Source organism: Pseudomonas sp. S8, from assembly GCF_050473925.1.
Lineage (GTDB): Bacteria > Pseudomonadota > Gammaproteobacteria > Pseudomonadales > Pseudomonadaceae > Aquipseudomonas > Aquipseudomonas parakoreensis.
Genome location: NZ_JBFDVZ010000016.1, coordinates 541,635 through 558,310, shown reverse-complemented (window position 1 = coordinate 558,310; position 16,676 = coordinate 541,635). Strand labels below are relative to the sequence as shown.

17 protein-coding genes are annotated in these 16,676 nt (G+C 61.6%); 11 read left to right on the top strand and 6 right to left on the bottom strand.

All coding sequences use genetic code 11. The features are described from left to right. The first annotated feature begins 282 nt into the window (after window positions 1–282). From potA to AB1J88_RS03980, 4 genes are all read left to right on the top strand, one after another. On the top strand, window positions 283–1,425 hold the full coding sequence (gene potA / locus AB1J88_RS03995) for a polyamine ABC transporter ATP-binding protein (protein WP_041073459.1): 1,143 nt from the start codon (window positions 283–285) through the stop codon (window positions 1,423–1,425). Window positions 1,426–1,454: 29 nt separating this feature from the next. Next, window positions 1,455–2,336 carry an ABC transporter permease subunit gene (locus tag AB1J88_RS03990; RefSeq protein WP_371260449.1) on the top strand — a complete coding sequence of 294 codons (882 nt, stop codon included), beginning with the start codon at window positions 1,455–1,457 and terminating at the stop codon, window positions 2,334–2,336. After that, entirely contained in the window at window positions 2,333–3,208 is an 876-nt protein-coding gene (locus AB1J88_RS03985) for an ABC transporter permease subunit (protein ID WP_007962456.1), read from the top strand. The genes AB1J88_RS03990 and AB1J88_RS03985 overlap by 4 nt, the downstream gene beginning before the upstream one ends. 222 nt (window positions 3,209–3,430) lie before the next feature. Then, window positions 3,431–4,528: a polyamine ABC transporter substrate-binding protein gene (locus AB1J88_RS03980; RefSeq protein ID WP_430290278.1), complete on the top strand. Its 1,098-nt coding sequence runs from the start codon at window positions 3,431–3,433 to the stop codon at window positions 4,526–4,528. Window positions 4,529–4,756: 228 nt separating this feature from the next. On the opposite strand, the gene thpR is transcribed toward AB1J88_RS03980, so the two are convergent. Beyond that, window positions 4,757–5,296 carry an RNA 2',3'-cyclic phosphodiesterase gene (gene thpR, locus AB1J88_RS03975; protein WP_086792607.1) on the bottom strand — a complete coding sequence of 180 codons (540 nt, stop codon included), beginning with the start codon at window positions 5,294–5,296 and terminating at the stop codon, window positions 4,757–4,759. A 105-nt stretch (window positions 5,297–5,401) separates the two neighbouring features. Between thpR and AB1J88_RS03970 the strand changes: the two genes are divergently transcribed. Continuing rightward, the gene (locus AB1J88_RS03970) at window positions 5,402–5,596 is read left to right on the top strand and encodes a hypothetical protein (RefSeq protein WP_430290277.1); all 195 of its coding nucleotides are present in this window, start codon (window positions 5,402–5,404) and stop codon (window positions 5,594–5,596) included. 118 nt (window positions 5,597–5,714) lie between these two features. Here the strand turns inward: AB1J88_RS03970 and AB1J88_RS03965 are convergent, their stop codons facing one another. Together AB1J88_RS03965 and AB1J88_RS03960 are read right to left on the bottom strand one after the other, a co-directional pair. Continuing rightward, on the bottom strand, window positions 5,715–6,068 hold the full coding sequence (locus AB1J88_RS03965) for a DUF1428 domain-containing protein (protein WP_430290276.1): 354 nt from the start codon (window positions 6,066–6,068) through the stop codon (window positions 5,715–5,717). A gap of 2 nt (window positions 6,069–6,070) precedes the next feature. Next, window positions 6,071–7,150 carry a hypothetical protein gene (locus tag AB1J88_RS03960; protein ID WP_131671278.1) on the bottom strand — a complete coding sequence of 360 codons (1,080 nt, stop codon included), beginning with the start codon at window positions 7,148–7,150 and terminating at the stop codon, window positions 6,071–6,073. A 372-nt stretch (window positions 7,151–7,522) separates the two neighbouring features. Between AB1J88_RS03960 and AB1J88_RS03955 the strand changes: the two genes are divergently transcribed. Next, window positions 7,523–7,795, top strand: a complete 273-nt coding sequence (locus tag AB1J88_RS03955) for a hypothetical protein (protein ID WP_003226119.1) — start codon at window positions 7,523–7,525, stop codon at window positions 7,793–7,795. A 45-nt stretch (window positions 7,796–7,840) separates the two neighbouring features. Here the strand turns inward: AB1J88_RS03955 and AB1J88_RS03950 are convergent, their stop codons facing one another. Further along, window positions 7,841–8,047: a hypothetical protein gene (locus AB1J88_RS03950; RefSeq protein ID WP_041073476.1), complete on the bottom strand. Its 207-nt coding sequence runs from the start codon at window positions 8,045–8,047 to the stop codon at window positions 7,841–7,843. A 244-nt stretch (window positions 8,048–8,291) separates the two neighbouring features. Between AB1J88_RS03950 and AB1J88_RS03945 the strand changes: the two genes are divergently transcribed. The 4 genes from AB1J88_RS03945 (at window position 8,292) to paoC (ending at window position 14,094) form a co-directional block, all read left to right on the top strand. Beyond that, the gene (locus tag AB1J88_RS03945; protein ID WP_430292657.1) at window positions 8,292–10,046 is read left to right on the top strand and encodes an L-lactate permease; all 1,755 of its coding nucleotides are present in this window, start codon (window positions 8,292–8,294) and stop codon (window positions 10,044–10,046) included. 279 nt (window positions 10,047–10,325) lie between these two features. Then, window positions 10,326–10,949 carry an aldehyde dehydrogenase iron-sulfur subunit PaoA gene (paoA, locus tag AB1J88_RS03940; protein WP_430290275.1) on the top strand — a complete coding sequence of 208 codons (624 nt, stop codon included), beginning with the start codon at window positions 10,326–10,328 and terminating at the stop codon, window positions 10,947–10,949. Continuing rightward, the gene (locus AB1J88_RS03935) at window positions 10,946–11,902 is read left to right on the top strand and encodes an FAD binding domain-containing protein (RefSeq protein WP_086792601.1); all 957 of its coding nucleotides are present in this window, start codon (window positions 10,946–10,948) and stop codon (window positions 11,900–11,902) included. The genes paoA and AB1J88_RS03935 overlap by 4 nt, the downstream gene beginning before the upstream one ends. After that, the gene (gene paoC / locus AB1J88_RS03930) at window positions 11,899–14,094 is read left to right on the top strand and encodes an aldehyde oxidoreductase molybdenum-binding subunit PaoC (RefSeq protein WP_430290274.1); all 2,196 of its coding nucleotides are present in this window, start codon (window positions 11,899–11,901) and stop codon (window positions 14,092–14,094) included. The genes AB1J88_RS03935 and paoC overlap by 4 nt, the downstream gene beginning before the upstream one ends. A gap of 94 nt (window positions 14,095–14,188) precedes the next feature. Here paoC and AB1J88_RS03925 read toward each other — a convergent pair whose 3' ends face one another. After that, window positions 14,189–14,605 carry a (R)-mandelonitrile lyase gene (locus AB1J88_RS03925; protein WP_430290273.1) on the bottom strand — a complete coding sequence of 139 codons (417 nt, stop codon included), beginning with the start codon at window positions 14,603–14,605 and terminating at the stop codon, window positions 14,189–14,191. Window positions 14,606–14,803: 198 nt separating this feature from the next. Between AB1J88_RS03925 and AB1J88_RS03920 the strand changes: the two genes are divergently transcribed. Continuing rightward, complete coding sequence (locus tag AB1J88_RS03920) at window positions 14,804–15,745, top strand: LysR family transcriptional regulator (protein ID WP_430290272.1); 942 nt, start codon at window positions 14,804–14,806, stop codon at window positions 15,743–15,745. Here AB1J88_RS03920 and AB1J88_RS03915 read toward each other — a convergent pair. Beyond that, window positions 15,702–16,661, bottom strand: a complete 960-nt coding sequence (locus AB1J88_RS03915; protein WP_430290271.1) for an aldo/keto reductase — start codon at window positions 16,659–16,661, stop codon at window positions 15,702–15,704. The genes AB1J88_RS03920 and AB1J88_RS03915 overlap by 44 nt on opposite strands. Window positions 16,662–16,676 lie beyond the last annotated feature (15 nt).

Here is a 16,676-nt window from a genome sequence, read left to right as displayed (position 1 = left end):
CATCCGTGAAAACAACAAACCGTAATAACAACAAGTACGACCCAGGCAGCCAGGACGGCGGCGCCGAACAAGTCAGGGTAACCCGCAGCCAATGCGACCTCCTGTAGGAGCTGCCGAAGGCTGCGATCTTTTGATTTTGTTTTTCAGAATCAGGATCAAAAGATCGCAGCCTTCGGCAGCTCCTACAGAGGCCATGTGTGGCGAGGACAGTTTTCCCTGGCTTGCAATCCACTTAAGCCCGGCCACGTTGGCCGAGCGAACGAAACCTGTTGGGAGTTTCACATGGCAAACGCCTCCAGCACTTACCGGAAGGCACTTGAAGGCCACCAGCAACCGAAAAAGGTTCTGGTGAAAGTCGATCGTGTCACCAAGAAGTTCGACGAAACCACGGCCGTGGACGATGTGTCCCTGGAGATCCATCAGGGCGAAATCTTCGCCCTGCTCGGTGGCTCCGGTTCGGGCAAATCGACCCTGCTGCGCATGCTCGCCGGTTTCGAGCGGCCAACTGAAGGGCGGATTCTGCTCGACGGTGTCGACATCACTGACATGCCGCCCTACGAGCGGCCGATCAACATGATGTTCCAGTCCTACGCGCTGTTCCCGCACATGACCGTGGCACAGAACATTGCCTTCGGCCTCAAGCAGGACCGTTTGCCCGCCAGCGAAATCGACGCCCGCGTCGAAGAGATGCTGCGCCTGGTGCACATGACCCAATACGCCAAACGCAAACCCCATCAGTTGTCCGGCGGTCAGCGCCAGCGCGTCGCCCTCGCCCGCTCACTGGCGAAACGTCCGAAGCTGTTGCTGCTCGACGAGCCGATGGGCGCGCTGGATAAAAAGCTGCGTTCGCAAATGCAGCTGGAACTGGTGGAAATCATCGAGCGCGTCGGCGTGACCTGCGTGATGGTGACCCACGACCAGGAAGAGGCCATGACCATGGCCGAGCGCATCGCGATCATGCACCTGGGCTGGATTGCCCAGATCGGCAGCCCGGTCGATATCTATGAAGCGCCGGTCAGCCGCATGGTCTGCGAATTCATCGGCAACGTGAACGCCTTCGACGGCACCGTGGTGGAAGACCTTGAAGGTCACGCGATCATCCACAGCCCGGACTTGCAGCAGAAGATCTACGTCGGTCACGGCGTCAGCACCTCGGTGCAGGACAAGTCGATCACCTACGCGATCCGTCCGGAAAAAATGCTCGTCAGCACCCTCAAGCCAGAGACCCGCTACAACTGGTCCGAAGGCAAGGTGCATGACATCGCCTACCTCGGCGGCCACTCGGTGTTCTACGTCGAGCTGCCCGGCGGCAAGATCGTCCAGTCGTTCATGGCCAACGCCGAACGCCGTGGCGCGCGGCCGACCTGGGACGACAAGGTCTACGTCTGGTGGGAAGACGACAGCGGCGTGGTACTGCGCTCATGAGAACCTTCAATCAGCAATGCCTGCGCCTGGTGCCCAGCGGGCGAAAGTTTGTCATCGGCATCCCGTTCATCTGGCTGTTCCTGTTTTTCATGCTGCCGTTCTTCCTGGTGATGAAGATCAGCTTCTCGGAAGCCGCGCTGTCGATCCCGCCGTACTCGGAGATCTACACCTACGCCGAACAGAAATTCCAGCTGATGCTCAACATCGGCAACTACACCATGCTCGGCGAAGACGAGCTGTACCTGTCGGCTTACCTCGGTTCGCTGAAGGTCGCGGCGCTGAGCACGATGATGTGCCTGGTGATCGGTTTTCCGATGGCCTACGCGATCACCAAGGCGAGCAAGGAAGCGCAAAACGTCCTGCTGCTATTGATCATGATGCCGACCTGGACCGCGATCCTGATCCGCGTTTACGCGTGGATGGGCATCCTCAGCAACAACGGTCTGCTCAACGCGTTTCTGATGTGGACGGGGCTGACCGATCACCCGATCGAGATCCTCAACACCAACACCGCGGTGTATATCGGCGTGGTCTATGCCTACCTGCCGTTCATGGTGTTGCCGCTGTACGCCAACCTGGTCAAGCACGATGGCAGCCTGCTGGAAGCCGCGTCGGACCTGGGTTCGAGCAACTTCAACAACTTCTGGAAAATCACCGTGCCGCTGGCCAAGAACGGCATCATCGCCGGTTGCATGCTGGTGTTCATTCCGGTGGTCGGCGAGTTCGTGATTCCGGAACTGCTGGGTGGCCCGGAGACACTGATGATCGGTCGCGTGTTGTGGCAAGAGTTCTTCAATAACCGCGACTGGCCGGTGGCATCCGCACTGGCAGTGGTGATGCTGTTGATCCTGATTGTGCCGATTCTGCTGTTCAACCGCAGCCAGGCCAAAGAGATGGAGGCACGGGGATGAAACGCTTCGGTTTTTCCAAGTTCATGTTGATCTTCGGCCTGATGTTCATCTATCTGCCGATGCTGATTCTGGTGATCTACTCGTTCAACGCCTCGAAACTGGTGACGGTGTGGGGCGGCTGGTCAGTTAAGTGGTACGTCGGCCTGCTCGACAATACGCAACTGATGGGTTCGGTGGTGCGCTCGCTGGAAATCGCCTGCTACACCGCGATTGCCGCCGTGGCGTTGGGCACCCTCGCCGCCTTCGTCCTGACACGGGTGACGCGCTTCAAGGGTCGTACGCTGTTCGGCGGTCTGGTGACGGCGCCGCTGGTCATGCCGGAAGTGATCACCGGTCTGTCGCTGTTGCTGCTGTTCGTGGCGATGGCGCAGTTGATCGGCTGGCCCCAGGAGCGTGGCATCGTCACCATCTGGATCGCTCACACGACGTTTTGTGCAGCCTATGTGGCGGTGGTAGTCTCCGCCCGCCTGCGTGAACTGGATCTGTCGATCGAAGAAGCCGCGATGGATCTGGGGGCCAAGCCGTTCAAGGTGTTTTTCCTGATCACCATTCCGATGATCGCGCCATCGCTGGCAGCGGGCGGCATGATGTCGTTCGCCCTGTCGCTGGACGATCTGGTGCTGGCGAGCTTCGTCTCCGGGCCGGGTTCGACCACGCTGCCGATGGAAGTGTTCTCGGCGGTGCGTCTGGGCGTGAAGCCCGAGATCAACGCCGTGGCCAGCCTGATTCTGCTGGCGGTGTCGCTGGTGACTTTCCTCGTCTGGTACTTCGGCCGCAAGGCAGAAGCCAGCCGCAAGAAGGCGATTCAGGAGGCGATGGATCAGACGGCGAATGAGGCGTGGCAGCAGCCGCAACGCGCCGCGACTGCCTAAGCAACACCGATGAACACTGTGGCGAGGGGATTCATCCCCGATGGGTCGCGAAGCGGCCCCAAGCCAAGCACTTGCGGTGTAACAGGAACACCGCATGCAATGGTTTGGCGACTGCTTCGCAGCCGATCGGGGATAAATCCCCTCACCACAGCAAGCTCCCTCGCCACAGGCTTTACGTACACCCGATATGTGTTTTTGAATAAAAAGAATGGAGTTTCACCGATGAAAATGTTTGGCAGGACTCTGCTGACACTGTCCTTAATGGGCGCAATCGCCACGGGCGTCCAGGCCAACGACAAGGTGCTGCGTGTTTACAACTGGTCCGATTACATCGCACCGGACACCGTCAAGAAGTTCGAAGACGAGACCGGCATCCAGGTGACCTACGACGTGTTCGACAGCAACGAAACCCTTGAGGCGCGTTTGCTGGCGGGCAAATCCGGCTACGACATCGTCGTGCCATCCAACAGTTTCCTGGCCAAGCAGATCAAGGCCGGGGTCTATCAGCCGCTCGACAAATCGAAGCTGTCAAACTGGAAGAATCTCAACCCGGTGCTGCTGAAAAACGCTTCCGCCAGTGATCCGGACAACGCTCACGCGTTCCCGTACATGTGGGGCTCGATCGGCATCGGCTATAACCCCGACAAGGTCAAGGAAGTGCTCGGCGCCAATGCCCCGACCAACTCCTGGGACCTGCTGTTCAAACCGGAAAACGCCGAGAAGCTGAAAGCCTGCGGTATCAGCTTCCTCGACTCGCCGACCGAAATGATCCCGGCCGCCCTGCACTACCTAGGCTACCCGGTGAACGACAAGGACAAGGCGCACATCCTCGAAGCCGAAGCGCTGTTCATGAAGATCCGCCCGTACGTGGCGTACTTCCATTCCTCGAAGTACATCTCGGACCTGGCCAACGGCAACATCTGCGTGGCGGTCGGTTACTCCGGTGACGTGCTGCAGGCCAAGGCCCGCGCGATGGAAGCCGGCAACAAGGTGCAGATCGACTACAGCATTCCGAAGGAAGGCGCCGGCAGTTTCTACGACATGGTCGCCATCCCGCGCGACGCCGCCAACGTCGATAACGCCTACCTGTTCATGAACTTCCTGATGCGTCCGGACATCATTGCCGAGATCACCAACAGCAACGGTTACAGCAACGCCAACTCGGCGGCGACGCCACTGGTGGACGAAGCGATCCGCAACGACCCGGGTTCGTACCCGTCGCAGGCGGTGATGGCGACGTTGTACGCGGTGCCGGATCAGCCGATTGCCACCCAGCGGATCATGACCCGCGGCTGGACGCGGGTGAAGCTCGGTAAATAACTGACACCGCCCCCTGTAGGAGCTGCCGCAGGCTGCGATCTTTTGATCTTGCGTCTAAAAAACAAAGTCAAAAGATCGCAGCCTGCGGCAGCTCCTACACAGGGATGTGGCGTAGCTTTTCCGTTCACGCAGCGCCTTACCACCGCTGCACCCTGCAATGAACGGCCTCACCTGGCTCCCTCGGCTCAGGTGAATTTCAGGCGCCCTCGGGCGCCTTTTTTTGTGGGTTCAATTCAGTGGCCAATCCTGCAGGATCCGGTAGCGGCCCTTGTGCGATTCGAACAAGGCAAAGCGCTCGGCACGCAGGAAGAACTCCGGCGGCGTGGCGGCTTCCGGTTCCGCTGCGCGGTAGTCCCGGGCCAGGGTCAGGTGCGGGCGGAACTCGCGCGGTGATTCTTCGAAACCGAATGGCAGCATCGCCTGTTCCAACGCATACACCAGACGCAACAACGCCGGCGGCGCCTGCTCCGGCGCCAGAGACAAGATCCCCGCGCGATGCCAGACCTGCAGACGATCCAGCGCAAGCTTCAATGGCTCACCCGGCGTGCGTACTTTGCCGGCGGCCTCGCAGACTTCATGGATCTGCGCCAGCGGCACCGCGCCGAGGAACAGCAGCGTCAGGTGAAAGTTATCCGCCGGCACCGCTTTGCCGGTTCTCAAGCGCAGATCGGCGCGCCACTGAGCGATGGCCTTGCGTTGTGGTGGTGGGCAGTCGAGGGCGAAAAACAGTCGCTTGAACGGTTCATCCCTGCGCGCATCATCGGTCATGGCCCTGCTCCTTCGCTCGTCGATCGGCCGATTCTACACGGCCTTCTCTGACGACTCGCGACAGCCGGCTATAGTTCAAGGATTGCCATCCAACTGGAGGTCGCCATGCGCCAGATCCTCAGCAAAGAACCCTGGTGGGCCCGACCACCCAGCCCAGGGCAGGATGAAACCGAGCTGGAATGGGGCTGGCTGGTGCATTACAGCGAAGGTGAACCACGCTTCGAATTCGTCCGCGAACGACCGACGGAGGAAGAAATCCGCCACCGCAAAAGCTGCCGGATTACCCCCTCTCCAGAGTGACCACATTCCATTGTGGGAGCGACCCTGCTCGCGAAAGCGGTGGGTCAGCCATGAAGATATAGGCTGTGCCGGCCTCTTCGCGGGCAAGCCCGCTCCCACAATGGATTTGCGCTGGTCTTCAGGATTCAAGAAGGTTCTTGAAGCCCCCAAAGATCATCCGTTGCCCATCAAACCCCATCGGGTTGACGTCCGGTTGCATGCGCGGGTCCTCCATCATCTTGGCCATGCCGGCATCGCGGGTGGCCTTGTCGGGCCAGATCAGCCAGCCGGACGACACCGTTTCGCCTTCCTTGAGTTTTACCGCCATCGGGAATGACGTGACTTTGCCTTCCGGCACGTCATCGCCCCAGCCCTGAACCACCTCCTTCGCTCCGTATTCCTTGAACAGTTTCGCGGCGATCGCACAGTGTTTTTTGTACTGCTCGCGGTTGGCATTCGGCACAGGTGCTACAAAAATATCGATGTAAGCCATGATCACTCTCCTTGCACGTTGGGTTCGATCTGCTGATTGGTCGATTCGGGAGGTCGCCATTCGACACGATTCAGCCCCTGCCCGACCGACGGTTGTTCGCCCCCGCCAAGGCTGCCCTCGACCTGCCCGGCGATATGCAGGGTGCCGGCCATGACCCCGGTAGTCGGGTTCTGCAGCAATTTCGCCCAGGCCTTGTCGAAGGTGCTGCCCAGGCTGCTGCGAATCAGCGCTTCACTGTCGGGTCGGTCGTTGGCCTGGATGATCGCGCGGATGCCCGCCACCCCAATCGAGATCACCCCGCCGACTAACTTGCCCGCCGCAGCCGCCACCGCACTGGCCGCTCCGCGCGGGGCCATTTCCGCTTCCATCCGTTGACTGGCGCGTTTGGCCACGGGGGCCATGCCGGCATCGGTCGAAGCGATGCCCTTGCTGCCGCCTTCGGTGTGGATCTTGTCGATCAGCGCGGCATACGCCGGCAAGGTGTTCAGCGGTTCGGTGCTGATGATTTGATACAGCGACGCATCCCGCGCCGGCGGCGGCCCGAGGGCAATCGCCGGGACTTTCTGCAGACGCCCGTTGAGCTGGGCCACCGGCACGCCATAACGCTGGGCGATGAGCGGCATCTGCTGGGCCATCAGTTGCGCGTAGAACGCCGTGGCCTGCCCGAGGATCGCGTCCGGATCGATCTCCACCGCCACCGGTGCCAGCACTCTTTCCTGATATTGCTCAAGCAGATAGCTCGCCAGGCGCTTGGCCGACGCATCCTGCTCGCCGCCGGCACTGATGGTGTACCAACTGACCTTCATCGACAGCCATTCCTGGGTCCAGTAGCTGCTGAACCACGGAATGAAATTTTCTTCAGTTTGCTGATAGACGCGAGTGCGCCAATGTTCCATCGAACCCCGGGCAAATACTTTGACTTGCTCGGTGGATTGCTGCGAGGCGCTGACGATGTCGCGGTCGATCTGCTGCCAGGTCGCCGGGGACACCACCACCGCTCGCGGCGCCACCGGAGCGCGGGCCGAGGTGGCGCAGCCAGCCAGCAGACACAGTGCGGCGAGGCTCAGCGCACGCAGGTTCACGGTGGTGGAGTCCTTGAATGGAGGGAGACAGCATTGAGTATAGGTGTGTCAGTTTCCGAGGATGTTGGCTGTACCGACGCCATCGCTGGCAATCCAGCTCCCACAGAGCCCTTCTGTGAACATCAATCCAATGAAAAGCCGAAAACCTGTGGGAGCTGGCTTGTAAGCCCCATGGAAAACTTCAGTGGCCATCAATCCAATGAACACCCGAAAAACCTGTGGGAGCTGGCTTGCCAGCGATGAGGCCAGTCAATCCACCACACCTATTAACCATCAACGCCGTCGATATTCACCATCGCCACGATTGCCTTCCGCCCGCCGCCCGGCGAAGGCACGATTCACTCATCCGAGACGCAACGAGGAGTACCCATCATGATTCGCACCATCACCCTCTCCGTGAGCTTCCCGGTGTTCGGCAGCAACTATTACGACCAGCAGGTCGTCTCGCGCAAGACGCAAGCGTTGCTGTTCAACGAAGATTTCGACGATGTGCTGATGCCCGCTGCGAGCAATCACTTCAGCAATGAAGTGGTCGGCATCAACGATCAGTTCCGCTTTCTGAGCGACATACTCGCCACCCATTTGCTGGATCTCGAGGCCACCGCGCCTGCGCATTCCAGCGTCCGGGCGAGCGCTCATTTTTAATCGCCGAGGGCGTTCCCGTTGCGGGAACGCCCTTTTGATGTCTACTCAGTCATCGTCGCGATCACGATAGTAACGACGCCCGTCGCGACGACCATCGTCGCGGTCATCCCAGCGTCGGTCATGGTCGTAGTAACGGCCATGATCGCGGTCGTAATGCCGCCCGTGGCGGTGATCATCATCAAAGTCCGCCACACAGCCAGCCAGCAATACGGCGGCGGTCACGGTCAGTAGCATCGTTGTAGCGCGCTTCATTCAACACTTCCCTAAAACCAAGGTCTTGACGACGGAACGGCTGTCACTGCCCGCGCCTTCACAGGACGCAGTGCGCGCAGCCGCTGATACGACCGGACAAAAGGACTTTGATTCACTGCCCGGGCACGACCGTTGATCGGCCCATTTGCTGCATCCGGGCGGCGGCGAAATGCCACCTATACTGCTGCTTACCGACTCCCACGCAATGGATCTGCGCCTCGATAACAACAAGCAGAGGTGGATCATGGTCTGGCAGCAAATCTACGACCCGTTCGGCAACCCGCTGATCTCCACGCTCATGGCCGCGGTGCCGGTGGTGGTGATGCTCGCGGCGCTGGCGTTCTTTCACGTCAAGGCGCACCTCGCCGCCCTGCTCGCCCTGGCTTCGGCATTATTGATTTCGATCTTCGCCTTCGGCATGCCGGCGAGCATGGCCGGTTCGGCGGCGTTGTTCGGCGCGGCCAATGGTTTACTGCCGATCGGCTGGATCGTGCTCAACATCATTTTTCTGCACCGCCTGACCACCGAGAACGGCTCGTTCAAAGTGCTGCAGGATTCCCTGGCACGCATCACCGATGACCGGCGTTTGCAGCTGCTGCTGATCGCGTTCTGCTTCGGCGCGTTTTTCGAAGGCGCGGCCGGGTTCGGCACGCCGGTTGCGGTGACCGGGGCGATTCTGATCGGCCTCGGCTTTTCGCCCTTGGCCGCATCGGGTCTGGCGTTGATTGCCAACACCGCACCGGTGGCGTTCGGCGCCCTCGGCACGCCGATCATCACCTTGGCCAAGGTCACCGGGCTGGATGAGATGGAGCTGTCGATGATGGTCGGTCGGCAGCTGCCGTTTTTCTCGGTGCTGGTGCCGTTCTGGCTGATCTGGGCGTTTGCCGGGTGGCGCAAGATGCTGGAGATCTGGCCGGCGATTCTGGTGGCCGGGGTCAGCTTCGCGGTGCCGCAATTCCTCGTCTCGAACTTCCACGGGCCGATGCTGGTGGACGTGATCGCCGCGCTGATTTCCATGGCCTGCCTGACCCTGTTTCTGCGAGTCTGGAAACCGGCGACGGTGTACACCTCGGCTGCCCTGTCAGGGCGAGTCGACAACTCCCGGGTCGAGGAAGAAAAAGTCACCGCCAGCGCCGCCTTCAGTGATCAGGCACGCCCCGCCGTGATGCGCGCGTGGATGCCGTGGATCATCCTCACCGTGTTCGTGTTTGCCTGGGGCACCCAGGGCTTCAAGAACATCTTCGATGTGCGCCCGGCGCTGGACCCGGTAACGCACGCGGTGAAACTTGATCCACAAGGCAAACCGATGAACGAGGCCAACCCGATTTTCTCCCCGGCGCTGACCTTCACCACCCTGCACCTGCAAGTGCAGAAAGTCCCGCCGGTGGTGCCGGCGCCGAAAGCCGAGGAAGCGATCTACAAGTTCACCTGGTTCACTGCCACCGGCAGCGGCATTCTGCTGGCAGCGATTGTCGGCGGCCTGCTGATGGGCTATTCGATCCCGCAACTGATCAAGCAGTACCTGCGCACCTTGTGGGTGGTGCGGTATTCGCTGATCACCATTGCCGCGATGCTCGCGCTGGGGTTCCTCACGCGTTATTCCGGGCTGGACGCCACCATGGGTCTGGCGTTTGCCGCCACCGGAGTGTTCTATCCGATGTTCGGCACCCTGCTCGGCTGGCTCGGCGTCGCGTTGACCGGTTCGGATACGGCCTCGAACGTACTGTTCGGCGGACTGCAACGAGTGACCTCGGAACAGCTGGGCATCAGCCCGGTGCTGATGGCGGCGGCCAACAGTTCCGGCGGGGTGATGGGCAAGATGGTCGATGCGCAATCGATCGTGGTCGCCTCCACCGCGACCCGCTGGTATGGGCATGAGGGCGAGATTCTGCGCTACGTGTTCTTCCACTCGATCGTGCTGGCGGTGCTGGTGGGTGGTCTTGTCACCTTGCAGGCGTATGTGGCGCCGTTCACGCATATGGTGGTTGGCGGGCATTAAACACAATCCCTGTGGGAGCGGGCTTGCCCGCGATGGCGGTGTGTCATTTAAGCAACAGGCTGCCTGACACGACCCCATCGCTGGCAAGCCAGCTCCCACAAGGTTGGGCATCGCCCAGTCAATTGATGAGCCAAGCGCATAACTCTATAGCGCAAATCCGCAAAAACCTTTTCCCCTCCGTGCAGGTCACTCCAAGAACGAGACCGGCAAGCATGCCGGCGCGCCCGTTTGGGCCCTTCAATCCCTGCCGTCCTGATTAAGCCAGAGAGGAATCGAAGCATGACGATTTCCCGACGAAGATTCCTGATCCTCGGCGCGGTGACCGCCACCGCGTTTGCAATGCCCCCTTTCATCAGCCTCAAGGCCTACGCGGCCAGTCTGGAGCAACCCGCCATGGCCAAACTGACGATCAACGTCAACGGTACACCCCAAGCCCTTGAGGTCGACAACCGCACCACCCTGCTCGACGCCCTGCGCGAACACCTGCACCTGACCGGCAGCAAAAAAGGCTGCGACCACGGCCAGTGCGGCGCCTGCACCGTCATCGCCGACGGCCGCCGAATCAATGCCTGCCTGACCCTCGCGGTGATGCACGAAGGCAGCGAGATCACCACCATCGAAGGCCTCGGCATGCCCGACAACCTGCACCCGATGCAGGCCGCGTTCATCAAGCACGACGGCTACCAGTGCGGCTATTGCACGCCGGGGCAGATCTGTTCGGCGGTGGCGGTGCTCAAGGAAATTCGCGAGGGCATCCCCAGCCACGTCAGCCCCAGCCTGACCGAGGCGCCACAACTGATCGCCAGCGAATTCCAGGAGCGCATGAGCGGCAACATCTGCCGCTGCGGCGCCTACTCGAACATCATCGAAGCCATCACTGAAGTTGCGCAGGTGCCAGCATGAGAGCGTTCAATTACAGCCGCGCCGACTCCCCCGCCGCAGCCGCAACGCTGGCGGCGCAGATTGAAGGCGCGAAGTTCATCGCCGGTGGCACCAACCTGCTGGACCTGATGAAACTCGACATCGAAACCCCGCTGCACCTGATCGACGTCAACCACTTGGGCCTCGATCAGATCGAAGCCACACCTGAAGGCGGATTGCGCATCGGCGCGCTGGTGCGCAACACCGATCTGGCCGCCGACAGCCGCGTGCGCAAGGACTACGCGCTGCTCTCCCGCGCCCTGCTCGCCGGCGCTTCCGGTCAGTTGCGCAACATGGCGAGTACTGCCGGCAACCTGCTGCAACGCACGCGCTGCCCGTACTTTTATGATGTCAATCAGGCCTGCAACAAACGCCAGCCCGGCAGCGGCTGCGCGGCGATTGGCGGGGTCAGTCGGCAACTGGGACTGATCGGCGTCAGCGACGCGTGCATAGCCACTCACCCCAGCGACATGGCAATTGCCATGCGCGCCCTCGACGCGCAGGTTGAAACGGTGAAGCCGGACGGCAGCACACGCAGCATCGCCATCGCCGATTTCCATCAACTGCCAGGCAATACGCCGAACATAGAAACCAGCCTCACGCCCGGCGAGTTCATCACTTCGGTAACCCTGCCCGCCCCGGTTGGCGGCACGCACATTTATCACAAGGTGCGCGATCGCTCGTCGTACGCTTTCGCGCTGGTGTCGGTCGGTCTGATCCTGCAAAAGGACGGCAGCGGCCGTGTGGCGGTCGGCGGTATTGCGCCGAAACCGTGGCGGGTGGAAGCCGCCGACGCGTTGCTGCCCAAAGGCGCAAAAGCCGTCAGCGAACGCTTGCTCGACGGTGCCACGCCAACCCACGACAACCAATTCAAACTGACCCTGGTCGAGCGCACGCTCGGCTCGGTGTTGGCGCAAGCGAGGGATGAAGCATGAAGTTCGACACGCCCGCCACCACCAACCCGATTGACCAACTGAAAGTCGTCGGCAAGCCCACCGACCGCATCGAAGGCCCGCTGAAAACCAGCGGCCAGGCGCCGTACGCTTACGAGCAGCATCAGGCCGTGGCGAATCAGGCTTACGGTTTCATGGTCGGCTCGGCCATCGCCAAGGGCCGCATCAGCCACATTGATCTCGACGCGGCCCAAGCCGCACCGGGCGTGCTGGCCATCGTCACCGCCGCCAATGCCGGCAAGCTCGGCAAGGGCCAATACAATTCGGCGCCGCTGCTCGCCGGGCCCGAGGTGCAGCACTATCACCAGGCCGTGGCGCTGGTGGTCGCCGAGACCTTCGAACAGGCCCGCGCCGCAGTGCAACTGGTCAAGGTCGACTACGTCGCGGCCAAAGGCGAGTTCGAACTGGCCAACGTGCTTGACCAAGGCGTCGAAGACGACGAGTTGCCCGACGTCACCCACGGCGATTTCGACAAGGCCTTCGCCGCTGCGCCGGTGCAGTTCGACCAGACTTACACCACCCCCGATCAATCCCACGCGATGATGGAGCCGCACGCCACACTGGCCGCATGGAAAGGTGATCATCTGACCTTGTGGACCTCCAATCAGATGATCGCCTGGAGCGTCGGCGACGTCGCCACGACCCTTGGCCTGCCCAAGGAAAACGTGCGCCTGATCTCGCCGTACATTGGCGGCGGCTTCGGCGGCAAACTGTTCATTCGTGCCGACGCGATCCTCGCCGCCCTCGGTGCGCGCCTGGCCAACCGCCCGGTGAAAGTCGCCCTCGCCCGCCCGCAAATGGCCAACAACACCACCCACCGCCCGGCCACGATTCAGCGCATTCGGATGGGCGCGACGGCGGACGGCAAGCTCAGCGCCATCGCCCACGAAGGCTGGTCGGGCAACCTCAAGGACGGCAAGGTCGAAGTCGCCGCGCAACCGAGCCAGTTGCTTTATGCCGGGGAAAACCGCCGGGTGACCATGCGCCGGGCGCCGCTGGATCTGCCCGAAGGCAATTCCATGCGCGCACCGGGTGAGGCGCCGGGGTTGATGGCGCTGGAAATCGCCATGGACGAAATGGCCGAGCAGCTCAAGCTCGATCCGGTGCAGTTCCGCATCATCAACGACACCCAGCTCGATCCGGTGAAAACCGAGCGTCCGTTCTCCCAGCGGCGCCTGATCGAATGCCTGCAGACCGGCGCCGAGAAATTCGGCTGGAACCAGCGCAACACCACACCCGGTAGCCGTCGCGAAGGCCGCTGGCTGATCGGCATGGGCGTCGCCGCCGCGTTTCGCAACAACCTGCTGCTGAAATCCGGCGCCCGGGTACGGCTGGAGCGCGACGGCAAGGTCACGGTGGAAACCGACATGACCGACATCGGTACCGGCAGCTACACCATCATCGCCCAGACCGCCGCCGAGATGATGGGCGTGCCTCTGGTGGATGTGACGGTGCACCTGGGCGATTCGAATTTCCCGGTATCGTCCGGCTCCGGTGGCCAGTTCGGCGGCAACTGCTCGACTGCCGGGGTGTATGCCGCGTGCATGAAACTGCGTGAAGTGGTCGCCGGCAAACTGGGTATGAGCGGCAGCGATATCGAGTTTGCTGACGGTCAGGTGCGCGCCGGCGGCAAGACCCTGCCGCTGCGCGATGCCGCAAAAGATGGCGTGATCGAGGCCGAGGACAGCATCGAATTCGCCGACCTCGCCAAGCAGTATCAGCAATCGACTTTCGGTGCGCATTTCGTTGAAGTGGCGGTGGATGCAGCGACCGGCGAAGTCCGCGTGCGGCGCATGCTCGCCGTCTGCGCGGCGGGACGGATTCTCAACCCGAAAGCCGCACGCAGCCAAGTGATCGGGGCGATGACCATGGGCGTCGGCGCGGCGTTGATGGAAGAGCTGGCGGTGGACAAGCGGCTGGGCTTTTTCGTCAATCACGATCTGGCCGGATACGAGGTGCCGGTGCATGCTGACATCCCGCATCAGGAAGTGATTTTCCTCGACGAAACCGATCCGATTTCATCGCCGATGAAAGCCAAGGGTGTAGGTGAACTGGGGATTTGCGGCGTGAGTGCGGCGGTGGCCAATGCGATCTACAACGCCACCGGGGCGCGGGTGCGTGAGTACCCGATCACCCTCGACAAGATCCTCTCTTCCCTGCCAGAGATGATCTGACCCTCTGCAGGAGCTGCCGCAGGCTGGGATCTTTTGACCTGTTTTTTGAAGATCAAGATCAAAAGATCGCAGCCTGCGGCAGCTCCTGCAGAGGTCAGTTCGAGTACTGCGCCGCGCTCACCTGTTCCATCCACTCCACCACAGCACCGTCCAGCACCTCGGCAATCGCAATGTGCGTCATCGCCGTGGTCGGCGCGGCGCCATGCCAGTGCTTCACCTGCGGTGCGATCCACACGGTATCGCCGGGGCGGATCTCGCGAACCGGTTGCCCCCACTCCTGCACAAAACCTGAACCGGCGGTGACGATCAGCGTCTGACCCAACGGATGGGTATGCCACGCGGTGCGTGCGCCCGGCTCGAAAGTCACCGTAGCACCGCTGACGCGCGCCACATCGCTGCCCTTGAACGGTGCGTCAACGCGCACGGTGCCGGTGAACCAGTCCGTCGGGCCTTTGGCCGACGGTTGCGAGCCGTTGGGGGTGACGGTAACGCCTGAGATATGTGCATTCATCACAAGACTCCAAATCTGAAAGAGATCTCCCTGTAGGAGCTGCCGCAGGCTGCGATCTTTTGATCTTTGATTTTCAAAAACAACATCAAAAGTTCGCAGCCTGCGGCAGCTCCTACAGGGAACTTGCGTCACTTTAGCGAGCCGTACTCTTCAGATAATCGACTAGAATTCGAAAAAACTTATGCAGGACACTCATCAATGCTTCGAGAAAACGCCAGTGACCTGCTCGCCTTCCTTGCCGTGGCCCGCGAGCGCAGCTTCACCAAAGCCGCAGCCAAACTGGGCGTTTCACAATCGGCGCTCAGCCATACCATTCGCGCCCTCGAAGCGCGCCTTGGCCTGCGCTTGCTGACGCGCACCACCCGCAGCGTCTCGCCCACCGAGGCTGGCGAACATCTGCTGCAAACCATCGGCCCGCGCTTCGAAGAGATCGAGCAGGAACTGGCGGCACTGAGCAACCTGCGCGAAACGCCCGCAGGCCGGATCCGCATCAGTGCCACCGACCATTCGCTGAATTGGCTGTTGCGTCCGGTGCTCAAGGAATTCCTGCCCCAATACCCGGACATCGCCGTCGAGGTCATCTGCGACTACGGTTTCGTTGACATCGCCGGGCAAGGCTTCGACGCCGGCGTGCGGTTGGGCGAAGATGTCGCGCAAGGCATGATTGCCACCCGCATCGGCCCGGACATGCGCATGGCGGTGGTCGGCGCCCCTGCTTACTTCGCCAAGCGTGAACAGCCACAAACACCACGAGACCTGACCGCCCACGCCTGTAACAACCTGCGCCTGCCCACCAACGGCGGGCTGTACACCTGGGAGTTCGAGAAGGACGGCGAAAGCCTCAAGGTGCGGGTTTCCGGGCAAGTCACCCTCAATGGCGTGTATCCGCTGCTCGACGCTGCACTCGACGGTTTTGGCCTGAGCTACATTCCGGAAAACATCGTCGCGCCCTATCTGGCCGACGGGCGTCTGCTGCAAGTGCTGGCCGACTGGTGCCCGACGTTTGCCGGTTATCACCTGTATTACCCGAGTCGACGGCAGGCGGCGCCGGCGTTTGCGTTGTTGGTCGAGGCGTTGCGGTATCGCGGGCAGGCAGTTATCCCAGCAGCGCAATCAACTGATGCCGCTGCGCATCGGTGAGCATCGGCCCGAACCCGGCGCCGGCGTTGTCGGTCATGTAGCGCGGATTGCCGGTGCCGGGAATCACGCAGGTCACCGCCGGGTGCGACAGCAAAAACTTCAGCGCCAGTTGCGGCCAACTCTTGACCTGCACGTCCGACACCCACGCCGGCAGCGGCCTGCCCTTGAGCCGCTCGAGCAACCCGCCACCGCCAAACGGCCGGTTGCAGATCACCGCGACCCCGCGCTCGCGGCACAACGGCAGAATGCGTTTTTCCACGCCACGGTCATCGAGGGCGTAATTGATTTGCAGAAAATCGAGTGGTTCAGCCTTGAGCACTGCTTCGACTTCGTCGTAAGCCGAGGGCGTGTAATGGGTGATGCCGATGTAGCGGATACGCCCCTCGGTTTTCCACTCGCGCAGAGTCGGCAGATGACTTTGCCAGTCCAGCAGGTTGTGGATCTGCATCAGGTCGATGCGTTCGGCGCGCAGCAGACGGAAGGATTGCTCCATCTGCGCGATACCTTCCTCGCGCCCGCGCGTCCAGACCTTGGTGGCGAGAAAGGCCGGCGAACGCGGTTCGTGGATCGCCAGCAGTTCGCCAGTGGTTTGCTCGGCGCGGCCATACATCGGTGAGCTGTCGATCAGCGTGCCGCCCTTTCTGAACAGCTCGTCGAGCACTGCCGGCAGTTGTTTATAGGCGGTCTCGCCGGGCGCAACGTCGAAGCTACGATAAGTGCCCAGGCCCACCACGGGCAGTCGTTCGGCGCTGGAAGGGATGGCGCGGGTCTGCATGGTCTGGTCTCCTGCCTGGTTCGGCGAAGTGGCAGTCGGCGTCATGGCAGTGGCCAACGCCCGGTCAAAGGTCAGGACCGCCGAAACCCCGGCAGCCAGCGTGAGCAATCGGCGACGTGAGCAACCCTCAGTGTGGCTCATGCTGGTTCCCCTGCT